The organism is Streptomyces sp. NPDC000941, assembly GCF_053599555.1.
On record NZ_JBSFMM010000184.1, the window covers coordinates 1 to 23074 of the forward strand.

The 23074-nt window shown below is 69.3% G+C and carries 23 protein-coding genes; 8 read left to right on the forward strand and 15 right to left on the reverse strand.

The genetic code is table 11. The features are described 5' to 3' along the window. Positions 1-104: 104 nt before the first annotated feature. The 4 genes from ACWDSL_RS39820 to ACWDSL_RS39835 form a co-directional block, all read right to left on the reverse strand. The gene (locus tag ACWDSL_RS39820) at positions 105-1703 is read right to left on the reverse strand and encodes a restriction endonuclease (RefSeq protein ID WP_450492850.1); all 1599 of its coding nucleotides are present in this window, start codon (positions 1701-1703) and stop codon (positions 105-107) included. A gap of 148 nt (positions 1704-1851) precedes the next feature. Further along, positions 1852-1977 (reverse strand): hypothetical protein, encoded by a 126-nt coding sequence (locus tag ACWDSL_RS39825; protein ID WP_450492851.1) that lies wholly within the window; start codon positions 1975-1977, stop codon positions 1852-1854. A gap of 232 nt (positions 1978-2209) precedes the next feature. Beyond that, on the reverse strand, positions 2210-3286 hold the full coding sequence (locus ACWDSL_RS39830) for an RNA ligase (ATP) (RefSeq protein WP_450492852.1): 1077 nt from the start codon (positions 3284-3286) through the stop codon (positions 2210-2212). Between the two features lie 83 nt (positions 3287-3369). Continuing rightward, complete coding sequence (locus ACWDSL_RS39835; protein ID WP_450492875.1) at positions 3370-3588, reverse strand: DUF397 domain-containing protein; 219 nt, start codon at positions 3586-3588, stop codon at positions 3370-3372. Here ACWDSL_RS39835 and ACWDSL_RS39840 point away from each other — a divergent pair. Further along, the gene (locus ACWDSL_RS39840) at positions 3558-3680 is read left to right on the forward strand and encodes a hypothetical protein (RefSeq protein ID WP_450492853.1); all 123 of its coding nucleotides are present in this window, start codon (positions 3558-3560) and stop codon (positions 3678-3680) included. The two genes, ACWDSL_RS39835 and ACWDSL_RS39840, sit on opposite strands and share 31 nt — an antisense overlap. 47 nt (positions 3681-3727) lie before the next feature. Here ACWDSL_RS39840 and ACWDSL_RS39845 read toward each other — a convergent pair whose 3' ends face one another. From ACWDSL_RS39845 to ACWDSL_RS39860, 4 genes are all read right to left on the reverse strand, one after another. Continuing rightward, positions 3728-4516 carry an alpha/beta fold hydrolase gene (locus tag ACWDSL_RS39845; RefSeq protein WP_450492854.1) on the reverse strand — a complete coding sequence of 263 codons (789 nt, stop codon included), beginning with the start codon at positions 4514-4516 and terminating at the stop codon, positions 3728-3730. Positions 4517-4638: 122 nt separating this feature from the next. Beyond that, positions 4639-5643: an NADP-dependent oxidoreductase gene (locus ACWDSL_RS39850; protein ID WP_450492855.1), complete on the reverse strand. Its 1005-nt coding sequence runs from the start codon at positions 5641-5643 to the stop codon at positions 4639-4641. Positions 5644-5673: 30 nt separating this feature from the next. Further along, positions 5674-6729, reverse strand: coding sequence for an aldo/keto reductase (locus tag ACWDSL_RS39855; RefSeq protein WP_450492856.1), 1056 nt, complete (start codon positions 6727-6729; stop codon positions 5674-5676). Positions 6730-6795: 66 nt separating this feature from the next. After that, positions 6796-7482, reverse strand: a complete 687-nt coding sequence (locus ACWDSL_RS39860) for an SDR family oxidoreductase (protein WP_450492857.1) — start codon at positions 7480-7482, stop codon at positions 6796-6798. A gap of 114 nt (positions 7483-7596) precedes the next feature. Between ACWDSL_RS39860 and ACWDSL_RS39865 the strand changes: the two genes are divergently transcribed. Next, positions 7597-8157, forward strand: coding sequence for a TetR/AcrR family transcriptional regulator (locus ACWDSL_RS39865; protein WP_450492858.1), 561 nt, complete (start codon positions 7597-7599; stop codon positions 8155-8157). A gap of 89 nt (positions 8158-8246) precedes the next feature. Here ACWDSL_RS39865 and ACWDSL_RS39870 read toward each other — a convergent pair whose 3' ends face one another. Then, entirely contained in the window at positions 8247-9449 is a 1203-nt protein-coding gene (locus ACWDSL_RS39870; RefSeq protein ID WP_450492877.1) for an aromatic acid exporter family protein, read from the reverse strand. A gap of 122 nt (positions 9450-9571) precedes the next feature. Here ACWDSL_RS39870 and ACWDSL_RS39875 point away from each other — a divergent pair, with 122 nt between their 5' ends. Further along, positions 9572-10042, forward strand: coding sequence for a type II toxin-antitoxin system PemK/MazF family toxin (locus tag ACWDSL_RS39875; protein ID WP_450492860.1), 471 nt, complete (start codon positions 9572-9574; stop codon positions 10040-10042). Positions 10043-10052: 10 nt separating this feature from the next. Here the strand turns inward: ACWDSL_RS39875 and ACWDSL_RS39880 are convergent, their stop codons facing one another. Next, positions 10053-10595 carry a DUF1697 domain-containing protein gene (locus tag ACWDSL_RS39880; RefSeq protein WP_450492862.1) on the reverse strand — a complete coding sequence of 181 codons (543 nt, stop codon included), beginning with the start codon at positions 10593-10595 and terminating at the stop codon, positions 10053-10055. A 64-nt stretch (positions 10596-10659) separates the two neighbouring features. Here ACWDSL_RS39880 and ACWDSL_RS39885 point away from each other — a divergent pair, with 64 nt between their 5' ends. Next, complete coding sequence (locus tag ACWDSL_RS39885; RefSeq protein WP_450492879.1) at positions 10660-11316, forward strand: uridine kinase; 657 nt, start codon at positions 10660-10662, stop codon at positions 11314-11316. A 70-nt stretch (positions 11317-11386) separates the two neighbouring features. Here ACWDSL_RS39885 and ACWDSL_RS39890 read toward each other — a convergent pair whose 3' ends face one another. The 4 genes from ACWDSL_RS39890 to ACWDSL_RS39905 form a co-directional block, all read right to left on the reverse strand. After that, positions 11387-12049 (reverse strand): DUF4360 domain-containing protein, encoded by a 663-nt coding sequence (locus ACWDSL_RS39890; protein WP_450492864.1) that lies wholly within the window; start codon positions 12047-12049, stop codon positions 11387-11389. Positions 12050-12131: 82 nt separating this feature from the next. Continuing rightward, positions 12132-12779, reverse strand: a complete 648-nt coding sequence (locus tag ACWDSL_RS39895; RefSeq protein WP_450492865.1) for a DUF4360 domain-containing protein — start codon at positions 12777-12779, stop codon at positions 12132-12134. 432 nt (positions 12780-13211) lie between these two features. After that, a complete protein-coding gene (locus ACWDSL_RS39900) occupies positions 13212-13865 on the reverse strand; it encodes a methylated-DNA--[protein]-cysteine S-methyltransferase (RefSeq protein ID WP_450492867.1) in 654 nt (217 codons plus the stop codon). Between the two features lie 69 nt (positions 13866-13934). Beyond that, a complete protein-coding gene (locus tag ACWDSL_RS39905; protein ID WP_450492868.1) occupies positions 13935-14882 on the reverse strand; it encodes a glycerophosphodiester phosphodiesterase in 948 nt (315 codons plus the stop codon). Between the two features lie 205 nt (positions 14883-15087). Between ACWDSL_RS39905 and uvrB the strand changes: the two genes are divergently transcribed. The 4 genes from uvrB (at position 15088) to ACWDSL_RS39925 (ending at position 21401) form a co-directional block, all read left to right on the forward strand. Further along, positions 15088-17244, forward strand: coding sequence for an excinuclease ABC subunit UvrB (gene uvrB, locus ACWDSL_RS39910; RefSeq protein ID WP_450492870.1), 2157 nt, complete (start codon positions 15088-15090; stop codon positions 17242-17244). 176 nt (positions 17245-17420) lie between these two features. Continuing rightward, a complete protein-coding gene (locus ACWDSL_RS39915; RefSeq protein ID WP_450492872.1) occupies positions 17421-17999 on the forward strand; it encodes a TerD family protein in 579 nt (192 codons plus the stop codon). Positions 18000-18167: 168 nt separating this feature from the next. Further along, on the forward strand, positions 18168-20111 hold the full coding sequence (locus tag ACWDSL_RS39920) for a TerD family protein (protein ID WP_450492874.1): 1944 nt from the start codon (positions 18168-18170) through the stop codon (positions 20109-20111). A 264-nt stretch (positions 20112-20375) separates the two neighbouring features. Further along, positions 20376-21401, forward strand: coding sequence for a TerC family protein (locus ACWDSL_RS39925; RefSeq protein WP_450492881.1), 1026 nt, complete (start codon positions 20376-20378; stop codon positions 21399-21401). Between the two features lie 277 nt (positions 21402-21678). On the opposite strand, the gene ACWDSL_RS39930 is transcribed toward ACWDSL_RS39925, so the two are convergent. Then, positions 21679-22980 (reverse strand): MFS transporter, encoded by a 1302-nt coding sequence (locus ACWDSL_RS39930; RefSeq protein WP_450492883.1) that lies wholly within the window; start codon positions 22978-22980, stop codon positions 21679-21681. Between the last annotated feature and the right edge of the window lie 94 nt (positions 22981-23074).

Consider the following 23074-nt stretch of genomic DNA (forward strand, 5'->3'; position numbering starts at 1 on the left):
TCTGCTCACTTTGAGATGAATTGTGGCAGTTGATGCGACCACCAAGACGACGACCTCGCGCTGCTGCGCCGTCCGATACTCACCACAAAATCCCCGACTTTGTCTCAAGGCCGCCGCTTCGGCGGCACCGGCCCCGCGATGACGTCCTTGCCCAGGTGTTCCTTGATCAGGTAGACGAGCTCCTGGCCCTCGATGAGCTGGAGGCGGCCGTGCTGGGCGGCGAAGGTGTGGCTGGCGCGGCCGAACCACGACGTGGTGATCAGAATGCCCTTGGCGGCGCGCTTGTGCTCCACGACGCCGGCCAGCGCCTGGACCGATTCCACGCCCACGAGCTTGGCGTAGCGCTTGGCCTGGATGATGCACTCGCCGTGGAAGATGGGATCCCTGCTGGTCGCGATGGCGTCCACACCCTCGTCCTTGGACGGTTGGGTGTTCCACGCCTCCATGCCGATCGCCTCGAAGAGCTGGCGGATCAGGTGCTCGAACTCCGTCGGCGTGAGCTGGGTGAGCACCGGGCGGCTGTCGAGTCCGGCCACCACATCCATGGTGACGTTCGTCAACCGGTACTTGGTCAGATCGAACTCGACGATGGGGCGGATCGGTTCGAGCTCATACGGATTCGGCGAGATCATGGCGTTGAGATACTTGAGGCAGGCGGCCGGCTCCACCTGGCTCAGCAGCAGCTTTCCGAACTGCTCCCGGTCCGTGCTCAGAGTGATCAGGCAGGGGGAGACCTCGTGTCCGGTGGCGCGGTCGACGGTGGTGACGTGACCGTTGAACACGATGCTGTCGACGACCTTGTCCTTGTCGCAGTCGAAGACCTCATAGAGGGTACGCAGCGCCACTTGGGCGAGGACCGAGGCGTACAGCTCCTTGCGCTCCTTCTCGGGCTGGGGGAGCACCTTCATCTCGTCGCGTGACTTGACGTAGGTGTAACCGCGAGCGGCCGGAACGATGTCCTCCAAGGGCAGGTGCACCTCGATCAAGGCGCTGCCGTCGGCGGGCCGGAAGGCCGCGCGACGCTGTGACGGGAAGCCGGGTGGGTATGCGGATGCGCCGAGGGCCCGTTCAAGGAACCACTCGACCGCTTCCGGCTCACCCGCGCGATACATGTCGCGGCGCTGCTCGAGCGAGTCGTTGAACTCTCGGACATCGCGGGCTTCACACTCCTGCTCCGCCCGGTGTTCTGCCTGCTTCTGGTCGACCTTTTCGCGGTACTGAGCCACGGCTCGGCCGTGCCGCTGCTCGGCCTTCCGGAATCGTTCCTGCTCTTCCGCCAGTCGCCGCTCGTACGTTCGCCTGCCCAACCCGAACACGGCGGACAGGCCGCCGGGCTCCGGCGGTGCGAAGTCCTCCCAGCGTGGGGCGGGGCCCGGCTCGGGCACGCTCGCGACGAAGCGGCGAGGCGTGTGGACACGGCGGAGGCTGTCGAAGGAGACCAACGGATCGGCCACCAGCGCCTCACGCAGCAACTGGCGTAGCTGTTCCGCCTCGTGCTCCACACCGGTCGTACGGTCGGTGGCAAGCTGCACCTGCTGGGCCGCGTAGGCCTGCTGCCGCTCCTTCTCTCGCCGTTTGCGCTCGGCCTCGGCGGCACGTTCCTGCCGGGCTGTCTCTCGCTGCGCCCTGACCTGTTCGCGGTGCGCCGCCTGCTGCTGGCGCTCGTACTCGCTCTGCCAGCTGTTACCCCGCCGCTGCGCCACGGCACCTCCCCTGTGCTCCCTTGGCCGTTCGATCTTAATGCGCTGGGCCGGTCAGGAGAGCACGCAGTGGCGTTTCGGTCACACGCCGCCAGCTACGGTGCCCTCTCGGGGCAGCGCCGTGCGGCGGGACGGACTGCCCGGCTGGAGATCAAGCCGCCTCCGGCAGATGGAAGGGGATGTTCCGCCAGGGGCTGGCGGGGTCCTGGGCGAGGATGCGGTGTGGGGAGGGCGGGGAGCTGTACGTATGGCCGAAGGACTCCTTGTCGAAGCGCACGCCCCAGGGCGAAGCCGGCGCCGAGTCCCCACCGGGCGACGTTGACCGCGCGGCCGTAGCCGCAGCCGAGCGCCGAGGTCACATAGCCGTTGGGCGGGAGGATTCCGTCCGCGCGGAAGCGGGCCTCGTAGCGGGGGCCGGCTACGCCCCCGGGCCCGCTCCGTATGCCCGAATAGCGGGGCAGGGCGGTGGCCGAGGCTCCGGTGCCCCGACCTCGGCTCCACCCCCACCCCTACTCGTACTCCGTGCCGCCCTTACGGGTCAGATACGCACCACTGACCACCTTGGCGATGGCCCGTCCGCCGAGCACGGAGCTGTGCCGCTCGCTCACCGCCCGGACCACCACCCCTTCCCGGATGTGCTGCCCGCTGCCGGAGACGGTCTCGCGCCCCTCGGCCAGTTCCAGCACCTGCCCGGCGTCGTACGGCCCGGTGTACAGCGTCGGCACCACCGGCAGCCCGCCGTCCAGCACCTTCGCCAGCTCCTCCGGACCCAGCCAGCGCGACTGCCCGTCGACGTCCACCGCGATGTCGAACACCGCGTACCCGGGCACCCCGCGCCGGCTGTCGGCCCCGTACCCGAGGTCCTGCACCCCGCCCCCGTACACCTCGCCGAAGATCCCGACCCGCGCCGCACCCAGCTCGGCGGCCACCCGCGCCGCCACCGCGGGCACACTGTGCCCGCGCACGGCCCGCCAGTACAGGTTCTTCTCGTCCTCCACCAGCGCCAGCCGCTGAGCACCCAGCCCCTTCGACGTCACCCGCACATCCCCGCTGTCCGTGACGTACGTCAGGCAGCACGCCGTACCGTGCAGCTTCTCGGTGACCGCGACGGGCTCCCCGTCGTCGAACACGTCCGGGTAGCGCTTGAGGTTCTCGACGTCGATCCAGTGCATCAGATCCGGCGCGGGCTCCACCTGTCCGCTCATCGAGATCGGCACCGGCGGCACCCACTTGACGATCCCGAGCCGTTCGGCGAAGTCCTCGCCCTCCCGCGCCGCCCGCTCCAGGTCCACCTCCGCCAGCGCCCGCGGCCGGCACACCAGCCCCTGTGACAGCTCCCCGCGCAGCCGGATCGCCTTGACCCGGTTGTGCGCGGCCCCCGCCAGCTTCCCCGTCAGCCCCAGCTCGGCGATCAGCTCATCGGGCAGTACGGCCTGCTCCGGCACGTATACGGCGAACTCACCCGACCGGAAGGCCCCCTTGGCCACCACGGCCCGGTACAGACCCACCTGCGCCAGTTCCAGCGCGTCGGCGTTCGGGTGCTCATGAATGGTCAGCCGCTCAGCGGTGACACGCAGCGTCGACATGTTCGGGACCCCCGTCCCTCGTTCAGTGATGTGCCACCACTGTGGGGCGCGGGCGAGCGAGGTGGCCACCGATTTTCTTGCCGTCAGTCGCTGAGCAAGTGGTCGAATTCTCCGGCCTTTACGCCTTGGTTGAAGGCGGCGAACTCGCTCGGGATGTAGCGCAACTCCGGACGGTCCGGGCGCTTGGAGTCGCCTATGGCGACGCCGCCCGCTAATCCAGATCGAGCTGCGCGACCGCGGTGCCAAGGAACCCGAGCGGCGTACCCGCGCCGTGCTGGACAGCCACGGTCGAGGACTGGAATTGCTCGACATCCTCGCCCCCGGGTGGTCGGTGGAGATGACGCTGGCCGGCAAGGGCTTGATCTTCACCCTGGAAGGAGATGGAACTGCTTGATCAGGGCACTCGTACCAGGCACCGTGCTGTGTCGAGAGCTGGTCCGACTACGATTCGAGGAATCCAAGCGCCTTTGAGACGAATTCTTCGTGGTACTGGAAGATTCCTCCGTGCCCGGCGTCCGGGTAGAGGGGGACGAGTTCGCCCCGGGGCAGACGTGCGGCCAGGTCGAGTGTGTTCTCGCTCGGTACCATCCGGTCGTTCTCACCATTTGCCACAAGGACCGGATGGGGAATGGTCGACAGATCTGCCGGAGCCTGGAGACCCCATCGGTGGATGGCCCGCAGCTGGGCGCGGAACGACGACAGCGAGATGGCTTTGTCGCGGTTGTCGGTGCGTTCCTTCAACCGTTCCAGGAAGGCACGTCCTGCCCGCCGGCCGTTGGCGGTTGCGGTGAAGAACAGGAACAACTTCGGGTCCTGGCGGGTCAGGACACCCTTCAGCGTGTCTCGGATGGTGAGTGCTGTGACCTTGTCGATGCCGGGGCCTCCGGCGGGGCCCGTGCCCGCGAGGATGACGCTGCGCACGAGTTGCGGTTCCTCCTGAGCGATGATCTGCGCGATGAAGCCGCCCATGGACAAACCGAGCAGGTCGACCTGGTCGAAGCCCAGGGCCCGGATGAACATCACGGCGTCGTGAGCCATTGCCTCGATCGTGTCCGGTGTAGAGCCGCGTGATGCGCCCACCCCGCGGTTGTCGAAGGCGATCACTCGACGTCGTGCGGCGATTCCGTCGACGACGCGCGGATCCCAGTTGTCCAGGACCGCGGCCAGGTGATTCAGGAGGATCAGCGGCACGCCACCTTCGGGGCCGAGCTGCCGATAGACGAAGTGCACGCCACCAACGGATACGGAGCGGGTTGGTGCGTCCGTGTACGACGACGGTGTTCTCGGTGTATCCATGTCAGGTCCTTCTGATCGCGGGACTCAGGGTGGATCGCTCGGAACGAGCGGTCTTGTCACGCGATCTTGATGACGACCTTGCCAGGCTTCCTGCGCCCCTTCTCGGCGTACTCCAGGGCTTCTCGGGTTGACTCGAACGGGAAAACGCGGTCGACGACGGGGCGGATCTGGCCGGCGTCGATGAGCGGGGTGAGCTTGCGCAACTGGTCCCCACTGGCCTTCATGAACAGGAACGAGTACGTCACGTGGTGGCGTCGGGCGCGTCGGCGGGTTCGGAAGCTCAGCGCGCTCATCGCCATTCGGAGGATCGGGTTCGCGCCCAGTTCCCTGGCGAAAGCGGGGTCGGGTGGGCCTGCGATGCCGATGACCATCCCGCCGGGCCTGACCACTTGCAGGGACTTCTCGAGTGTCTCGCCGCCGAGCGGGTCCAGGACGAGGTCGTAGTCCTGCAGGACCGTTTCGAACGCCTGCTTCTTGTAGTCGACGACGACGTCCGCGCCCAGAGCCTTCGCCAGGCCGATGTTGGCCGTGCTCGTGGTCGTGGCCACGCTCGCCCCCAGGTGTTTCGCCAGTTGGATGGCGATGGTGCCCACGCCGCCGGATCCCGCGTGGATGAGGACCTTCTGGCCTGGTTGAACGACTGCTCGCTCGACCAGCGCCTGCCAAGCGGTCAGGGCGACCAGGGGAAGGGAGGCGGCCTCCTCCATGGTCAGCGTGGCCGGTCTGATCGCCACGTCATCCTGGTGCACCGCGATGAGTTCGGCGAACGTGCCGATTCGGTCCTTGTCGGGCCGCGCGTAGACCTCATCGCCCACGGCGAATCGCGTCACGGCCACACCCACCTTGACCACCACGCCAGACAGGTCGTTGCCCAGGATGAACGGGGTCCGGTAGGGCAGGAACGCCTTGAAATCCCCGTCCCGGATTTTGAGGTCGAGCGGGTTCACACTCGCGGCGTGGATCTGGATCAGGACGTCGTCCGCGCCCATCTGCGGGTCCGGCATCTCACCGGCGCGAACGCCTGCCTGGTTGCCGTATCGCTCGACTATGAAGGCCCTCATCGTCGTCTCCTCCTGGCTTCGCTTCGGGTGTCACGCCACCGGTACGGTCGGGGGGATGATCCGACTCGCGTCGCCTCCCTGGACGGTGTTTCGGTTGCCGGCGATCGCCTCGTGGGGAACCCCGAGCGGCACCGCGCTGACGTCGGACAGGCGGGCGAACTGCTCAGGGGTCAGCCGGACGTCCAGAGCGCCCAGGTAGCTGTCGAGTTGGGCGAGGTCGCGCGGGCCGATGATCGGAACGAACGAGGTCGCCGCCTGGGCGGCCCGTTCACGGACCCAGGCCACCGACACCTGGGCCGGCGTTGCTCCGCTCTCCTGCGCGATCGCCAGGACGGTGTCGACGACGGCGGTCTTCTGATCGGTGCTCTCGGTGTGGATCACGGCCTTCAGGTCGGTCAGCCGCCCCTCGGTGCCGCGGCGGTACTTGCCGGTGAGCAGACCGCCGCCGAGCGGGGACCACAGAGCGGCGCCCAGTCCGAGGCCTTCTGCCATCGGCAGCAGCTCGCGGTCGGCGGTCCGCTCGACCAGGCTGTATTCGATCTGGATGCCCGCGACAGGTGCCCAGTTCTTCAGGTCCGCGAGGGTCACGGCGCGGGAGACCCGCCAGGCGGGGAAGTTGGACAGGGCGGCGTGGAGGATCTTGCCGGAGCTCACCAAGTCGTCGATCCCGCGCAGGATCTCCTCCATGGGGGTGAGGTCGTCGGGGAAATGGACCCAGTACAGGTCGACGTAGTCGGTGCCGAGGCGCTTCAGGCTCGCCTCCAGCGAGGCGACCATGTTCTTGCGGCTGTTGCCCGTCCTGGAAATACCGGGCTGCGGGGTGGCTCCGTTGGTGAACTTGGTGGCCAGGACGAAGTGGTCCCGCTCGGCGGCGACGAACTTCCCCACCAACTCCTCCGACTGGCCGAACTGGTAGTTGTCCGCCGTGTCGAGGAAGGTTCCGCCGGCTTCGGCGAACCTGTCGAACATGCGGCGGGCCTCGTCCGGTTCCGCACCGGCACCCCAGCCGGTGCCGAAGTTCGCGGTGCCGAGCGTGTACTCGGACACGCGCAGTCCTGTCCGGTGTCCAAAGGTCGTGTAACGCATCAGGCCTCCTGGGTGCTGCGGGTGCATCGATGGTGGGGTGGGCGGTCGCGACGGCTGCGGGGGGCCTCACACCGAGGCCGGCGCGGCGGCCAGGCTCTGCTTGACGTGCCGACTGGCCTCGTCGGCGAGGATTTCGGGCAGGCCCTGCACGACGCCGGTCAGGGCCTGGGCCGCGACATCGGCGGGGTCGGCCTTCTGGTCGGCGGGAACGCCCGCGGCCATGTCGGTGTCCATGTATCCGACGTGCAGCGCCGTGACGGTGATGCCGCGGGGTGCCAGCTCCTCACGGACCGCGTCGGTCTGCGCCCATGCGGCGGCTTTGGCCGCCGCGTAGGACCCGAGACCGGCCGGGTGCAGCCAGGACAGCACGGACAGGACGTTGAGTACGGCGCCGCCGCCGTTTCCCTCGATGACCGGTGCGAAGGCCCGCGTCATGGCGAGCGGCCCGAAGAAGTTCGTCTCCATCTCCAGCCGCACCGAGTCCAGGCCGCCGGCGAGCAGAGGGGTGCTGGTGGAGATGCCGGCGTTGTTCACCAGCAGCGTGGTGTCGGAGGCGGCACGGGCCGCTGCCCGGATCGACTCCTCGTTGGTCACATCCAGATAGAGCGGGGTCACGCCGGCCATGTCCACGGTCTCAGGGCGCCGCGCCGCCGCGTACACCTTCGCTCCGCGCTCCACGAGTTGGGCGGCCAGGTGCCGCCCGAGTCCTCGGTTGGCGCCTGTGACCACTGCGACCGCGTCCTTCAGTTCCATGTCTGCTCCCAGCGTTGCTGGGCCGGCGTGAACCGGCCATCAATTAGATTACGGAGATAATCTAAACTTGAGCATAGAATAGATGTCGCCCGACATCCAAATGGGAGGTGGCTGATGGGCCGCGTATCGCAGGCGCAAGCGCAGGAGAATCGCAGGCGGGTCGTGGAAACCGCCTCCCGGCTGTTCCGGGAGCAGGGCGCGCGCATCAGCGTCGCCGACCTCATGAAGGCATGTGGCCTGACCCACGGAGGCTTCTACAAGCAGTTCGCCTCCAAGGATGCGCTTATCGACGAAGCCACCACGCACGCGTTCGAGGAGCTCACCCAGCTCCGCGACGCCGGACTCGAGCAGCACGCAGGGGAGCGCGACGCCGCCCAGCAGACGCTGATCGACACCTATCTCTCCACAGAGCACCGCGACGACACGGCAGACGGATGCCCCGTCGCCGCACTCGCCACCGACATGGCGCGCGGGCTGGGCGATCGTGACGCCCACCGCGTCTACACCGAGGGAGTGAGTGACTTCGCCGAGTGGCTCAGCACCGAGGACCAGGACGGCATCACCCGGCTGTGCACCATGCTCGGCGCACTCGTCCTGGCCCGGGCCACCAAGGGCTCCCCGCTCTCCGAGGAGATCCTCACCACCGCGCGCGCAGCATTGACGGCAACCAGCTGATCGGAGACACGGCGCCGGGCGGCACGCCGAGTGAAGCCCGGCAAAGTGGCTGAAGGAAACCCTGATACAGCCCAAAGCGCCGAGTGTGGTCAGGCCGTGCGTTGGTTCTCCGTGCGGTCCCCGCGGATCCAGCGCTGCATCTTGCGTAGGAAGGGGTAGCGTTCGCGCTGCTCGCGGGCGCTGCGGTCGAGCTCTTCCATCAGGCGCATGGAGCGCTGCTCCATGTCCAGCTCGTCGAGGATCCGGTCGATCTCGGCGAGCAGGGCCCCATGGAGCTGCCACTGGCGCGGATGCTGCTGGACGCGCTGGAGCAGTGCCTCGGCGGCCTCGTCGCGGCTGGAATGGGCCTTGGCGAGCTCGTTGGACAGCCGCGACTCGGCCTCCTCGGCGTTGGCGCTGACCTGAGTGGTGACCAGGACCGCGAAGCTCTCGACGGCCGAGGCGAGGTGGACGAAGAGGTCTTCCAGGGCGGCCGCCACATCGGGCGGGAAGAGGGGTTCGTCCCTGCGCTTCTTGGCGAGGTCGGTCAGGGTGCGGGCCAGGACGCGCAGCACGACCATGCAGATCTCCAGAGTGTCCAGGCCGGTGCGCAGCACGACGCGGTAGAGCAGCCCCTCCTTGACGCGGGGGTTGAGCCGCACGCTGTCCTCCGCCTGCCGGAGGGCGGCGTCCACCTGGGCGATGTCCTGGTCGAGGCGGCGGGCCTCGTGGAGCCGGGCGGCGGCGCGTTCGACGGGGGTGTGGCCGCCCAGCTCCTCGCCGATGTGCAGCAGCAGCCGGCGCATCCGGCGGGCCAGGTCCTCGATGGACTCGCCGGCCGTCTCGACCCACACCGGCGGGGCGAACAGAAGGTTGAAGGCCAGCCCCACCCCGGCGCCGATCAGCGTCTCCAGAATCCGGTCCCAGGCCGTGGTCGCGACCCGGGTCACGCCGAGGACCAGCATGGCGCTGATCGCCACCTCGACGACGAACTCGCTCACCCGTACGAAATTGCCGACGGTCAGCGCTACCAGGATGATCAACCCCAGGCTCCACCAGGTCAGCCCCACCAGCGCGCTGAACCCGATCGCGATGATTACGCCGACGACCACGGAGTTCACCCGGCGGATGCCGGTGGTGATGGTGGCGTAGAGGGTGACCTGCACCACCAGCAGGGCGGTGAGCGGGGCCGTGAGGGGGGCCGGTTCGCTGCTCAGCTGGAGGGCGACGACGTACGCGATGGTCGCGGCGGCCGTCGAACGCAGCGTCTGTACGACGACCGGGTCCTTCCGCCGCTTGACGAGGTCCGTCATCGGGTCGAGAACATCTGGCACCTTCTGCCCCTTCCCGCATCAGAAGTCACAAAGGCATCAGTACGACGGCTTGCCACCTGAGCGGACCCTCACACGCCACGCGGAACCACGGACGGGCTAACGTGTGGGCCGTGATCACGCCATTCAACGAACACGGCGACGCCGCCCCGCTGCCGGGCAGCACCGGCCCCACCGCCACGGTGGAGGCACAACCGCGCCAGGTCGGCCGGGTGCGCACGGAGTACGCGCCGGACCCGGACGGCGACCCGGACCCCGGGGAGATCGTCTGGACCTGGGTGCCGTACGAGGAGATGGACGGCCGCGGCAAGGACCGGCCGGTGCTCGTCGTCGCCCGGGAGCGCGGCGGGACCCTGCTCGCCGTACAGCTGTCGAGCAAGCGGCACGACGGCGACCGCGAGTGGGTGGCCATCGGGGCCGGGCCGTGGGACCGGGCCGGACGCGACTCGTGGGTGGACCTCGACCGGGTGCTGCGGGTGCACCCCGAGGGCATGCGCCGCGAGGCCTGCGCCCTGGACCGGCCGCGCTTCGACCGTGTCGTGGCCCGGCTGAGGCAGCGGTACGGCTGGAGTTGAGCGCGGAGCGTCAGATGTTGGCCAGCGCCAGCAGCTTGGTGACCGTGTTCCAGTTGCGGGCCGTCATCGTGACACCGAGCGGCGCCCGCATGACCCTCTCTGCCAGCTTGGAGCGGCCGGCGCCGTCCGGGACGCGCAGATAGATCTCCCGGCCGGCCAGGCGGAACGCCTCCGGGGCGTACGAGGCCAGGTCCAGGGCGTCCAGCGGGGCCGGGTGGGCCGGGGCGGCCGACAGGAACACCACATGCAGCGTCTTGGGCTCGGCCGTGGCCTCGGGGTAGGGGTTCGCCTCGACGATCGCGGCGAGTTCGTCGCGGGTACGTATGACCACCGGCACCGTCAGCCCGAGGTCGGCGGTGATGCGGTCGGCGATCGTACGGGCCGTCTGCTCGGGCGGGGTGCCGGGGTCGGCGAAGACGATGTTGCCGGTCTGGAGGTGGACGGTGACGTCGTCGAAGCCCAGGTCCCGCATCAGCTCGCGCTGCCGGGCCATCGGGAACTTGTTGTGGCCGCTGACATTGATGCCGCGCAACAGCGCGATCTGGGACGACATGGCGGGCACTCCTCCGGATGGGATGAGCGGACCCTACGCTCGCGCCCCACCCGGTACCTGCATGATGGGGGCTGTGCGGCTCGAAGCGATCTCCTGGGAACGGCTGACCGGCGCGCTCGCCGACCGCGTCGCGGATCTGACGGCGGCGGACGGCAGCCCTTGGCTGAGGGTGGCGGTCGACGGGGCGCCGGCGGCGCGTACCGGGGAGCTGGCGCAGCGGCTGGCCGAGGCGCTGCGGATGCGAGGGCGGCCGGCGCTGGTGGTCGCGGCGGGCGGCTTTCTGCGCGCGGCGTCGCTCCGTTACGAGTACGGGCGGCGGGACGCCGACGCGTACTACGACATGTGGCTGGACACCGGCGCCCTGTGGCGTGAGGTCTTCGACCCGCTGGAGCCCGCGCCGCGCGGCACGGGGCGGGTGCTCCCCGATCTGTGGGATCCGGTGACCGACCGGGCCACCCGCTCCCCGTACGTCGAACTGCCGCCGGGCGGGGTGCTGCTGCTCCATGGCGCGCTGCTGCTGGGGCGCTGGTTCCCGTTCGACCTGTCGGTGCATCTGCGGCTGTCCCCGGCCGCGCTCGCCCGCCGCACGGACGAGGACGAACAGTGGACGCTGCCCGCCTTCGGGCGTTACGAGGAGGAGGCGCGGCCCGCGGAGACCGCGGATGTGGTGGTCCGCGCGGACGATCCGCGCCACCCGGCCTGGAGCGGACCGGGCGCGTGAACGCCGTGCGCCGCGCCCCTGTGGGGGGCGAGGCGCACGGCGCCAGGAGTGTGAGTCCGGCGGGGGGTGGCTACGCCGGCGGGCACTCCTTCCACGCGAAGTGGTAGGTGGTGCTCACGCTGCCGTCCGTCGAGTCCATGGTCATGAAGCTCGTCGTGTTGGTCGTGTCCGAGGTACCGGCGTTGACCCGCAGCTCGGTGTTGATGTTGAAGTTCCGCAGCGCACCGCAGGGGGCCCATTCCACGGTGGCGATGTCGGAGACGTCGCTCGCCTGCCAGTTGTCGTCGAAGACGCCCGTGAACTCATGGGATTTCGCCGCCGTATTCGACGATCCCTGGAAGTAGTACGAGGCCTTCTCGACGCTGGTCGCGCCCTTCTCCAGGTGCGCATAGCCGCGGTAGTCCACGCTGGCGATCGCGTACGTGAAGCCCTGCGGCACATGCACGACAAGGTTGAGCTGGCAGTTCTTTCTGAAGTCGGTCGGTTTGGAGCCCTTGCCCACCTGGGCGAGATAGTCGCTGTAGGTGACCGTGAACGCTGTGTTGTCGGGCGATACGGCCACCGCAGCGGTGCCCGCCGGACAGCCCGAACCGTTGACCGTCGCGACCGTGATCACGATTTTGTCGGGCGGCGGGTCGTCGAACGGCGATTGCGCGGACGCGGGCTGAGAGGAAACGAGTGCCGTGGCGAACAAAGCCGCGGCCACGCCTCCTTTGAACTTTGCACCGGGCATGATTCTCCATTCGATCGTCTGTGGACGACGACGGAAAGCCGGGCAGGCTCCGACGCCGCCCTGGCTGGTGGAGTTTCGCGCCTTACCGGGCGGAAGGACATTCCTTCCAGGCGATGTGGTAAATCGTGTTGTTGCTGCCGTCGGTCGAGTCCATGGCCATGAAGCTGGTGCTGCCCGCCGGCGAGGTACCCGCGTTCACCCGCAGCTCGGTGTTGATGTTGAAGTTGCGTTCCACGCCGCAGGGCGCCCAGACCAGGGCGCTGTAATCGGTGGAGTCGCGGGTCTGCCAGTTGTCGCTGTACGGACCGCTGAAGTCATGGGTCCGCGATGTCGTGTCCGCCGAACCCTGGAAGTAATAACTCGCCTTCTCGGTGCCTTTCGCTCCCTTCTCCAGGGAGGCGTAGCCGCGGTAGTCGACGCTGGCGATGGCGTACGTGAAGCCCTGCGGTACGTGGACGCCCAGGTTGAGCTGGCAGTTCTTACGGATGTCGGTCGGGTCCGCACCCGCGCCGACCTGGGCGAGATAGTCGCTGTAGGTCACTGTGAAGGCCGTGTTGTCGCTGGAGACGGCGACGGCGGCGGTCCCTTTGGGGCAGCCCGATCCGTTCACGGTGTTGATGGTGACCTGGATCTTCTCGGTCGGCACATCGGTGACCGACGCGCCCTGCGGGGAAATACCCGCTGCGAATAACGCCGCGACAGCGCCGCCGGCGAGCAGGCCAATAGACATGGTTCTCCTATCGAAGGTCGATCAAGCGGTGGGTGAAGCCGTGGGGACGTGTGTTGCCAGGGGTGTGTTGCCAGGGGTGTGGCGCATGCCGACGCGCGCTTTCGGCGCGATTTCGTCGGATGTTTGGATGTCCGGATGTCCGGTAGTGGCCGCGGGCATATGCGGTCGTCCGCGGTTCTTCACGGTATTTCCGGGAAGGCCTTAACCGCCGTGTGGGGGAAACGGTGCAGCCTTCAAGAAAGGAGCGCGCTCGCAGTGTCATGCGCGTGGTCAGTGCGCATTGGGAGCGATCTAAAGATAGGAGCGAAACGTGTCCACGACAAGACGGGTGGAGTTTTCCGGAACAAGATATTTCCCAGACGGCATCCGGGCACAGAGCCGGACACAGAGCCCAGCTCAGAGCCGTGCACGGATCCCGGCTCCGAGCCCGGTTCAGAAGAGTGGCTGCGGAAGGATCCCTTCCAGGGCCAGCAGCGTGCGCTTGGTCTCCAGGCCGCCGCCGAAACCGCCTATGCCGCCGCCGCTTTCGACGACGCGATGGCAGGGCACCACGACCGGCAGCGGATTGCTGCCCATGGCCACCCCCACCGCCCGCGCGGCGCCCGGGTCGCCGACGCGGTCGGCGAGCTCCCCGTAGCCGACGACCGTGCCGTACGGGATGTGGTCGGCGAGCTCGCGCAGGACGCGGCGGTTGAAACCGGTGGTGAGGGACCAGTCCAGGGGGACGGTGAACTCGCGCAGCCCGTCGGCGAAATAGCTCTCCAGTTGGCACACGGCCGACCCGAGATGGGCGACGCGGTCCGGTACGGCCCCGGCCGCGGCGTCCGCCGGTGAGCCCGCCCCGAAGGCGGGGTCGGGCTCCGGGGCCGTGCCGAGCCGGGCGGTGAGCCGGGAGACGGCCTTGGCAGCCGTCGCGCCGTCGGCGTGGAAGACGACCTGGGCCAGGCCCTGGTCCGTCGTCGCGAGCAGCAACGGGCCGATGGGGGATTCGAGCACGCTCCAGCACCATGCGCGGGCCTCGCGCCGCTCCGTCCGCCCGTCCTGCTCCGCCGAGATCGCCGGCCCCGGCCCTTCTGAGATCGTCACGGGTCCAGCCTAGGCGCGGGCACCGACAACGCCTCCCCGCGCCCAGGCCGCTACGCCGCTACGCCGCCGCTACGAGACCGCTGCCGGGGCGCCCGGCACCTCGTAGCCCGCGTCCTCCAGCGCGTCCCGCACCACATCCGGGTTGTTGGTGATGATCCCGTTCACACCCATATGCGCGACGTCGACCGCCGTCTGCGCGTCGTTCACCGTCCAGGCGTAGACCTCGAACGGACGGCCGTGCGCGCCGTCCACCTCGTGGACCGCGTCGACGTAGTCGGCGTCGATGGTCTTGTAGCTCGGATTGATCTGGTCGGCGAATTCCGCGTAGGTCGCCAGGTCCTCGACCGCGGGTGTGCCGAGAAAGCCGGTCTTGACGTCCGGTCGCAGGTCGTGGACCTGTTTCACGGCGTCCGCGCCGAAGCTCTGGACGATCAGCTTGTGCTGGACATGGCGGCGGTCCAGCCAGCCCGCTCTGCGCAGCTCGCGCAGCGTCTGGCGCTCGATGTCCGGATACAGCTCGGGGGCCTTGAGCTCCAGGAGGAGCTTCTGGTGGTTGTGCTCCACCCGATCGAGGTAGTCCTCGAGGGTCGGCACCCCCTCGCCCGCGAACTTGGGGCTGAACCAACTGCCCGCGTCGAGTTGCTGGATCTCGTCGAGGGTGAAGTCGGAGATCTTCCAGGGGGCGCGGTCCGGAAAGACTTCCTCGACGTCCGTGGTCCGGTTCAGCGTGGTGTCGTGCATGACGATCAGCTCGCCGTCCTTGGTCCGCTGGACGTCGTTCTCCACCCAGGTGATGCCGAGGTCGTCGGCCGCGTCGACGGCGGCGAGCGTGTTCTCCGGGGCGTAGGCGGAGGCGCCCCGGTGGGCGACGGTGACGGTGTGGCGCGACTGGTCGGTGACTTGATCGGCGTGATCGAGGTGGTCGGCTTGGTCGGCCCGGGCGGCCGCCGGTGAGAGGAAGAGCGCGGACATACCGATGAGCGCGCCGGTGAGGGCGGCGGCGGGGCGGATACGCATACGGACTCCTCGCGTCGTCTGACTCGCGTGACTCGCGGACGGGCAGAGGGTCCCAGTCGTGCCGTCCCGAAGGATAGGTGGAGGTTGGACAGAGTGAAGCACGGTCCCGCCGGGCGCTCCGCCGTGGCGCGAGAGGGGTCACCCCTGCACGGTTCCGGGTTCGGCCGGTCGGCCGTTGTCAGTGGCGGGTCGTACGGTGGGTGTCATGCGGCCCGTATCTCAGCTCGAACGCAAGGTGGCGCCTTTCGAGGTCGTCAGCCCGTACCAGCCCAGCGGCGACCAGCCGACGGCGATCGCCGACCTGGAGCGGCGCATCCGCGCTGGTGAGAGCGATGTTGTGCTGCTCGGCGCGACCGGCACCGGAAAGTCGGCGACCACTGCGTGGATGATCGAGAAGCTCCAGCGCCCGACCCTCGTCATGGCGCCCAACAAGACCCTCGCCGCCCAGCTCGCCAATGAGTTCCGCGAGCTCCTGCCGAACAATGCGGTTGAGTACTTTGTGTCGTACTACGACTACTACCAGCCAGAGGCGTATGTCCCGCAGTCGGACACATACATCGAGAAGGACTCCTCGATCAACGAGGAGGTCGAGCGGCTGCGCCACTCCTCGACAAACTCGCTGCTCACCCGGCGTGACGTGATCGTGGTGGCATCCGTCTCGTGTATCTACGGCCTGGGCACCCCGCAGGAGTACGTGGACCGCATGGTGCCGCTGAAGGTCGGCGAGGAGATCGACCGCGATCAGCTGCTGCGCCGCTTCGTCGACATCCAGTACGCGCGCAACGATGTGGCGTTCACCCGCGGCACCTTCCGGGTGCGCGGCGACACCATCGAGATCTTCCCGGTCTATGAGGAGCTGGCCGTCCGGATCGAGATGTTCGGTGACGAGATCGAGGCGCTGTCCACGCTCCACCCCCTCACCGGCGAGGTCATCAGCGACGACGAAGAGCTTTATGTGTTCCCGGCCACCCACTATGTGGCGGGGCCCGAGCGCATGGAGCGGGCCATCGCCGGGATCGAGTCCGAGCTGGAGCAGACCCTGGCCCGGCTGGAGAAGCAGGGCAAGCTGCTGGAGGCCCAGCGGCTGCGGATGCGGACCACGTACGACATCGAGATGATGCGCCAGATCGGCACCTGCTCCGGCATCGAGAACTACTCCCTGCACATCGACGGCCGTGAGCCCGGATCCCCGCCGCACACCCTGCTGGACTACTTCCCGGAGGACTTCCTCCTGGTCATCGACGAGTCCCATGTCACCGTCCCGCAGATCGGCGCGATGTACGAGGGCGACGCCTCCCGTAAGCGGACGCTGATCGAGCACGGCTTCCGGCTGCCGTCCGCGCTCGACAACCGCCCGCTCAAGTGGGAGGAGTTCCTGAAGCGCACCGGCCAGACCGTCTATCTCTCCGCGACCCCCGGCCCGTACGAGCTCTCGCGCGGCGACGGCTTCGTGGAGCAGATCATCCGCCCGACCGGCCTGGTCGACCCCGAGATCGTCGTCAAGCCCACCGAGGGGCAGATCGACGACCTGATCCACGAGATCCGCACGCGGACGGAGAAGGACGAGCGCGTCCTGGTCACCACCCTCACCAAGAAGATGGCCGAGGACCTCACCGACTACATGCTCGAGCTGGGCATCCAGGTCCGCTATCTGCACAGCGACGTGGACACCCTGCGCCGTGTGGAGCTGCTGCGCGAGCTGCGCGCGGGCGAGTTCGACGTCCTGGTCGGCATCAACCTGCTGCGCGAGGGCCTGGACCTGCCGGAGGTCTCGCTGGTCGCGATCCTCGACGCCGACAAGGAGGGCTTCCTGCGCTCCGGCACCTCGCTGATCCAGACCATCGGCCGTGCCGCCCGTAACGTCTCCGGCCAGGTGCATATGTACGCCGACAAGGTCACTGCGGCGATGGAGAAGGCCATCGACGAGACCAACCGGCGCCGGGAGAAGCAGGTCGCCTTCAACAAGGCCAACGGGATCGACCCGCAGCCGCTCCGCAAGAAGATCGGCGACATCGTGGCGACCATCGCCCGCGAGGAGATCGACACCAAGGAGCTGCTGGGCAGCGGCTACCGCAAGACCGACGGCAAGGGTGCCAAGGGGCAGGCGAAGGCCCCGGTGCCCGCTCTCGCCGGGCAGCGGGCGGGAAGCGCGGGCAAGGGGGCCAAGGGGGCCAAGGGGGCCAAGGACGGGCAGCTGACGGACCGTCCGGCCGCCGAACTCGCGGAGCTGATCGAGGAGATGACCGACCGGATGCGGGCCGCGGCCGCCGAGCTGCAGTTCGAGATCGCGGCCCGCCTGCGCGACGAGGTGGGGGAGCTGAAGAAAGAGCTGCGCCAGATGAGGGAGGCCGGGCTGTCCTGACCCCCGAGTGACCCCTGAGGTGTGCCGCGCCCGGTCCGTGCCGCCCGGTGTGTTGCAAGACCGACACAAAAGCCGGTGGGGGCGGTTGGGGGGCTTATCCCAGTGCATAGGGTTCAAGCAGGCCGTGCGGACCGGGCGGCCGCGGGGATATCGAGAAACGAGAGTAGGGACAGCGCGTGACGGTCAACATGTCCAAGGGACAGGCCATCAGTCTGCAGAAGGCCGACGGGGGCACCCTGACCGCGGTGCGGATGGGACTTGGCTGGCAGGCGGCGCCCCGCCGCGGGCTGTTCGGTTCCCGCACGCGGGAGATCGACCTCGACGCCTCGGCTGTCCTGTTCGCCGACAAGCAGCCGGTGGACGTCGTCTTCTTCCGCCACCTGGTCAGCGACGACGGCTCGGTGCGCCACACCGGCGACAACCTGGTGGGCGGCGCCGGCCAGGGCGGCGACGACGAGGCCATCCTGGTCGACCTGGCGCGGGTGCCGGTGCACATCGACCAGATCGTCTTCACGGTGAACTCCTTCACCGGCCAGACCTTCGCCGAGGTGCAGAACGCGTTCTGCCGGCTGGTGGACGAGACCAACGGCCAGGAGCTGGCCCGTTACACCCTCACCGGTGGCGGGCAGTACACCGCGCAGATCATGTGCAAGGTGCAGCGCGCCGGCTCCGGCTGGCAGATGAAGGCCGTCGGCGAGCCGGCCAACGGCCGCACCTTCCAGGACCTGATGCCGCACCTCCTGCCGCACCTGTGAGCAGCTGAATCCGTCGGCCCGGTAGGCGCATCCGCCCACCGGGCCGACGTGCTCCCGACGCCATGGGCACCGAGCACACACGCACATGCACACGCACAAGCACTGATCGCACGCACAAGCACTCAACGCATATCTCAATACGGCGAAACACAACGAGGGGACGCACCCATGACGGCCGAGCTGGTCCGAGGGCAGAACCACCCACTGCCCCAGACCCGTTTGGAGATCCGGGTCTCGGCGGGCCATCCGATCGTGGCCGGGGTGACCCTCGGCGACGAGCAGGGCACAGTACGGGGGACCGAATGGGTCGCCCATCCCGCCGCGCCGCAGCTTCCGGGCATCGATGTGCCCAAGCAGGCCGCGGCGGACCACCGGCTCGCCGTGGACCTCGGCGCGATGCCCGAGGACGTCCACCGGGTCAATGTCCTGCTGGCCCTGCCGACGGGCGTCGGCGGCCCCACCCGCTTCGGCGCCATGCCCGCGCCGTTCATCGCCGCCACCGGCCTGGACGGCACCGAGGTCGCCAGCTACACCATCACCGACCTCGACTCGGAGTCCGCGGTGGTCGCCCTGGAGCTGTACCGCAGGCAGGGCGCCTGGAAGGTGCGCGCCGTCGGCCAGGGGTACGCGGGCGGGCTGGCCGCGATGCTGCAGGACCAGGGGCTGTCGGAGGCCGTCGAGCTCGCCGCGCGGATCAATGACGCGATCGCCCAGGGCATGGCCCGCTCGGTCGCCCCGCCGCCGCCCCGCCCGGAGGGCGAGGGACGGGTGCGTACGGCCACGGCCGGCGGCAGCGGCCCGATGGGCGAGCCCGCCGCCGCGCCGCAGCAGGCCCCCGCGGGCACCGCCGCCGGAGCCGCGCCCGGTTCGGGCGGGCCGGGTTCGGGCGGTTCGGTCAACTACCAGCACCCCAGCCGCCGTACGTCCGCGCCGCCCACGCCCCCTCCGGCCGCCCCGCCCGCCCAGCCGGGACAGCCCGCCCAGCCCGTCGCGGGCGACGCCTCCGGCTGGACCATGGACGAGCGGCTCTACAACCAGGTCTGGGGCATGTTCGAGGACCTGGCGCGGACGACCGCGGCGTACCGCAGCGCCGTCGACTTCGCCGACTCCCGTATGGAGAAGGAGCTGGACGGGGTCCTGTCCGACCCGCGCACTCGCTTCGGCCCGGCCGCCGACGCGGCCCGCGCGGAGGCCCGTACCAAGCACACCGCCCTGGTCGAGCAGGCCCGCGCCGCCCTCGACCGGGATCTGGCCCAACTCGCCGCCGAGGCCGAGGTGGTCGAGCCCGCGCTGCCCCCGGCGTTCGCGCGCTGGGACAGCCCGGTCTGGCAGGCCTATCAGGTGCCCATGGAGATACCCATGGCGCTGCGCCTGGGGGAGCTGCATCTCCCGGAGCGGAGTGATCTGCGCATCCCGATGCTGGTGCGGCTGCCGCTGGAGCGCGGGCTGTGGATCGACAGCGGGCGGGACGCCCTGTCCGACGCGGCGATGGTGGACTCCGGGGAGCTGCGCCGGCTGGCCGCGGACACGGCGGTCGCGCATGCCGCGCGGCTGCTGGCGGTTTATCCGGCGGGTGAGTTCACGGTTCATGTGATCGACCCGGCGGGGTCGGCAGCCGGGTCCCTGGCCCCGTTGCTGAGCTCCGGCGTGCTGCGCGAGCCGCCCGCCTCCGGCGCCCAGGGGGTGAGCGCGATGCTCGCCGGGCTGACGCGCCGGGTCGACCTGGTGCAGATGGCGGTGCGCAGCGGCGCCACGGACGCGCTGCCGCCGGACCTGGACATCACCGAACAGCTGCTGATCGTCAATGACTTCCCGCACGGCTTCGACGACCGGGCCGTCACCCAGCTGCGCTATCTCGCGGACGAGGGGCCGTCGGTGGGCGTGCATCTGATGATGGTGGCCGACCGGCAGGACGCCCAGGCGTACGGCCCGGTGCTCGACCCGCTGTGGCGCTCGCTGATGAGGGTCACCCCGGTCCCGGACGACCACCTGGCCGACCCCTGGGTGGGCCACGCCTGGACGTACGAGCCGTCGCTGGTGCCGGCCGGCAGCCAGGTGGTGGAGCAGGTGCTGACGCAGGTGGTCAGGGCCCGGCAGTCGTATGACCGCTGACTTCTGATGCTCGGTCATTACTAGGTAAAGGACTGCTGACCAGCAGATTTACCCATCTCTTTACTCTTCCTTGGTGATTCCTGTACTCTTCTTTGTGCGGAGGGGAGTACTCCTGTCGCGGCGTTCCCGTCAGTACGGATCGCGTCCGGTGCCTGGTCGGGCCGGATGCGAACCCGGGGCGTCGGCCCGTGGTGCGAGCCCGGGCGGAAGAGACCTCCGGCAGCGACGACGCTGAACTTTGCCGTACGAATGCCGGAGGAACCGTTGGACGTCTCCTGGTCCCTGTGGGTGCTGACCATTGCCGGTCTGTGCGCCCTGATCGCCGTCGACTTCTTCATCGGCGGCCGTAAACCGCATGAGGTCTCGCTCAAGGAAGCGGGCATCTGGACGGCCGTCTGGATCGCCCTCGCCGGACTGTTCGGGCTCGGACTGCTCGTCTTCGCGGGCGGGCAGCCCTCGGGCGAGTTCTTCGCCGGGTTCATCACCGAGAAGTCGCTGAGCGTCGACAACCTCTTCGTCTTTGTGCTGATCATGGCGAAGTTCGCGGTGCCGACGATCTACCAGCAGCGGGTGCTGATGGTGGGTGTGCTCATAGCGCTGGTGCTGCGGACGGTCTTCATCGGCGCGGGCGCCGCGATCATCTCGAACTTCTCCTGGGTCTTCTACCTCTTCGGCGCATTCCTCATCTGGACCGCCTGGAAGCTCATCCAGGAGGCGCGGGCCGACGAGGAGGAAGAGGAGTTCGAGGAGAACCGCCTGCTGAAGGCGGTCGAGAAGCGCTTCCCGTCCACCGACAAGTACCACGGCACCAAGCTGTTCATCGTCGAGAACGGCAAGCGCCTGATGACCCCGATGCTCATCGTCATGCTGGCGATCGGCACCACGGACGTCCTGTTCGCGCTCGACTCGATACCCGCGATCTTCGGCCTCACCCAGGACCCGTACATCGTCTTCACGGCCAATGCCTTTGCGCTGATGGGCCTGCGCCAGCTGTACTTCCTGATCGGCGGGCTGCTGAAGAAGCTGGTCCACCTGTCGTACGGGCTGTCGGTGATCCTCGGCTTCATCGGCGTGAAGCTGGTGCTCCACGCGCTGCACGAGTCCGGTGTGCATGTCCCCGAGATCAGCATCCCGGTCTCGCTCGCGGTCATCTGCGCGGTGCTCGCCATCACCACGGTCACCAGCCTCTACGCCTCGAAGAAGCAGGCCGAGCGGGAGCGGGCGGCCGGGGAGCGGGCCGAGGACGACGCCGCGACGGACGAGCGGGACAGCATCGACGCCCGGCCCTGACCACGGCGACGGCGACAGTGTTGACCTACCACCCCGACCAGGGAGCCGGCGGCCGCACCCGCCGGCTCCCGCCCCCGACTCGCCCCGGGCCGCCCTGACCCCGGAGCGGGCCTAGGGCCCGCCTTCAAAGGGGGCGCCCTGCTCACGACGCCTGGAACGGCACCTCGCTGCGTTGTCGGAGCCGCCCGAGTACGCCCAGTACGAGGGCGATCCTCCGCCTTGCGATGCACCGCGCCAGACGCCGCTCGCGGCCGGACGCCCCCTTTGAAGGCGGACCCTAGACCGCCGCCTCCCCGGCCTCCATCGGCCGTGGGAGGGGGCGGTCCGTGCCGTCCGCCGGGTGGGTCTCCGGCAGCAGTGCGAAGCAGCCCAGGCTGAGCAGCGCGATACCGGTCAGATACGCGGCGACGCCCCACGGCGGACCGTCGCCGCGCGACAGGGCGGTCGCCACCAGCGGGGTGAGCCCGCCGCCGAGCACGCCCCCGAGGTTGTAGCCGACGGCCGCGCCCGTGCAGCGCACCCGCGGCTCGTACAGCTCGGGCAGATAGGCCGCCGTGACGGCGAACATCGAGACAAAGGCCAGCAGCGCGCCCAGGAACCCGAGGAACATCAGCGGGGCCCGCCCGGTGCTCAGCAGCGCCACCATCGGGAACATCCACAGCACCGTGCCGGCGCAGCCCGCCAGACACATGCTCCGCCGCCCGAAGCGGTCGCCCAGATGCGCGGCCAGCGGCGTCACCGCGCCCAGGGCCGCCACCGCCGCCATGACACAGCCGAGCATGACCGTGCGGTCCACCCCCAGCCGCTCCGTCCCGTACGCCAGCGACCAGGTCGTCACGGTGTAGAAGACCGCGTAGCCCACCGCGAGGCCGCCCGCGGTGAGCAGCACCAGCCGCCAGTGGCCGCGCACCACCTCGGCGAGCGGAGCGGCGGCGCGCTCGTCGCGCTCGGCCAACTCCCGGAACTGCGGGGACTCGGCGAGCTGGGCGCGCAGCAGCAGCCCGGCCGCCACCAGCACGGCCGCCGCCCAGAACGGCACCCGCCAGCCCCAGGACCGGAAATCGGCCTCGCTCAGCGTCGCGGACAGGGCCAGCATGACGCCGTTGGCGAACAGAAATCCGACGGACGGACCGATCTGCGGAATGCCCGCCCACAGCCCGCGCCGCCGCTCGGGCGCGTGCTCGGCGGTCAGCAGCACCGCGCCGCCCCACTCGCCGCCGAGCCCGAGGCCCTGCAGAAAGCGCAGCGTCAGCAGCAGTACGGGGGCCGCGGCGCCGATCGAGTCATACGTGGGCACAAAGCCGACCGCGACCGTCGCGACCCCGGTGAGCAGCAGCGAGAACACCAGGACCGGTCGTCTGCCGTACCGGTCGCCGAGTGGGCCGAAGAGTGCCGAGCCCAGGGGTCGGGAGAGAAAGCCGACGGCGAAGGTGCCGAAGGCGGCGAAGGTCCCGGCGAGCGGGGAGACGGTGGGGAAGAAGAGCGGGCCGAGAACGAGCGCGGCCGCGGTGCCGTAGACGAAGAAGTCGTAGAACTCGATGGCGGTGCCGACCAGGGACGCGGCGGCGAGCCGGACCATGGACGGGGAGCGGTCGTCGTGCATGCAGCGCCAACCGCCGCCGTGCGCCCGCGGTTACGGGGCGTGCGGTGTCTGCGAGGGCGCACGGCGCGAG

What these genes read in the sequence shown, in the direction of transcription:
- ACWDSL_RS39855 (WP_450492856.1), bottom strand. Translation starts at nt 6,729, where the DNA reads ATGCGTTACACGACCTTTGGACACCGGACAGGACTGCGCGTGTCCGAG.
- ACWDSL_RS39905 (WP_450492868.1), bottom strand. Translation starts at nt 14,882, where the DNA reads ATGCGTATCCGCCCCGCCGCCGCCCTCACCGGCGCGCTCATCGGTATG.
- ACWDSL_RS39860 (WP_450492857.1), bottom strand. Translation starts at nt 7,482, where the DNA reads ATGGAACTGAAGGACGCGGTCGCAGTGGTCACAGGCGCCAACCGAGGA.
- uvrB (WP_450492870.1), top strand. Translation starts at nt 15,088, where the DNA reads ATGCGGCCCGTATCTCAGCTCGAACGCAAGGTGGCGCCTTTCGAGGTC.
- ACWDSL_RS39885 (WP_450492879.1), top strand. Translation starts at nt 10,660, where the DNA reads ATGGGGGCTGTGCGGCTCGAAGCGATCTCCTGGGAACGGCTGACCGGC.
- ACWDSL_RS39920 (WP_450492874.1), top strand. Translation starts at nt 18,168, where the DNA reads ATGACGGCCGAGCTGGTCCGAGGGCAGAACCACCCACTGCCCCAGACC.
- ACWDSL_RS39880 (WP_450492862.1), bottom strand. Translation starts at nt 10,595, where the DNA reads ATGTCGTCCCAGATCGCGCTGTTGCGCGGCATCAATGTCAGCGGCCAC.
- ACWDSL_RS39890 (WP_450492864.1), bottom strand. Translation starts at nt 12,049, where the DNA reads ATGCCCGGTGCAAAGTTCAAAGGAGGCGTGGCCGCGGCTTTGTTCGCC.
- ACWDSL_RS39850 (WP_450492855.1), bottom strand. Translation starts at nt 5,643, where the DNA reads ATGAGGGCCTTCATAGTCGAGCGATACGGCAACCAGGCAGGCGTTCGC.
- ACWDSL_RS39895 (WP_450492865.1), bottom strand. Translation starts at nt 12,779, where the DNA reads ATGTCTATTGGCCTGCTCGCCGGCGGCGCTGTCGCGGCGTTATTCGCA.
- ACWDSL_RS39865 (WP_450492858.1), top strand. Translation starts at nt 7,597, where the DNA reads ATGGGCCGCGTATCGCAGGCGCAAGCGCAGGAGAATCGCAGGCGGGTC.
- ACWDSL_RS39870 (WP_450492877.1), bottom strand. Translation starts at nt 9,449, where the DNA reads ATGACGGACCTCGTCAAGCGGCGGAAGGACCCGGTCGTCGTACAGACG.
- ACWDSL_RS39930 (WP_450492883.1), bottom strand. Translation starts at nt 22,980, where the DNA reads ATGGTCCGGCTCGCCGCCGCGTCCCTGGTCGGCACCGCCATCGAGTTC.
- ACWDSL_RS39830 (WP_450492852.1), bottom strand. Translation starts at nt 3,286, where the DNA reads ATGTCGACGCTGCGTGTCACCGCTGAGCGGCTGACCATTCATGAGCAC.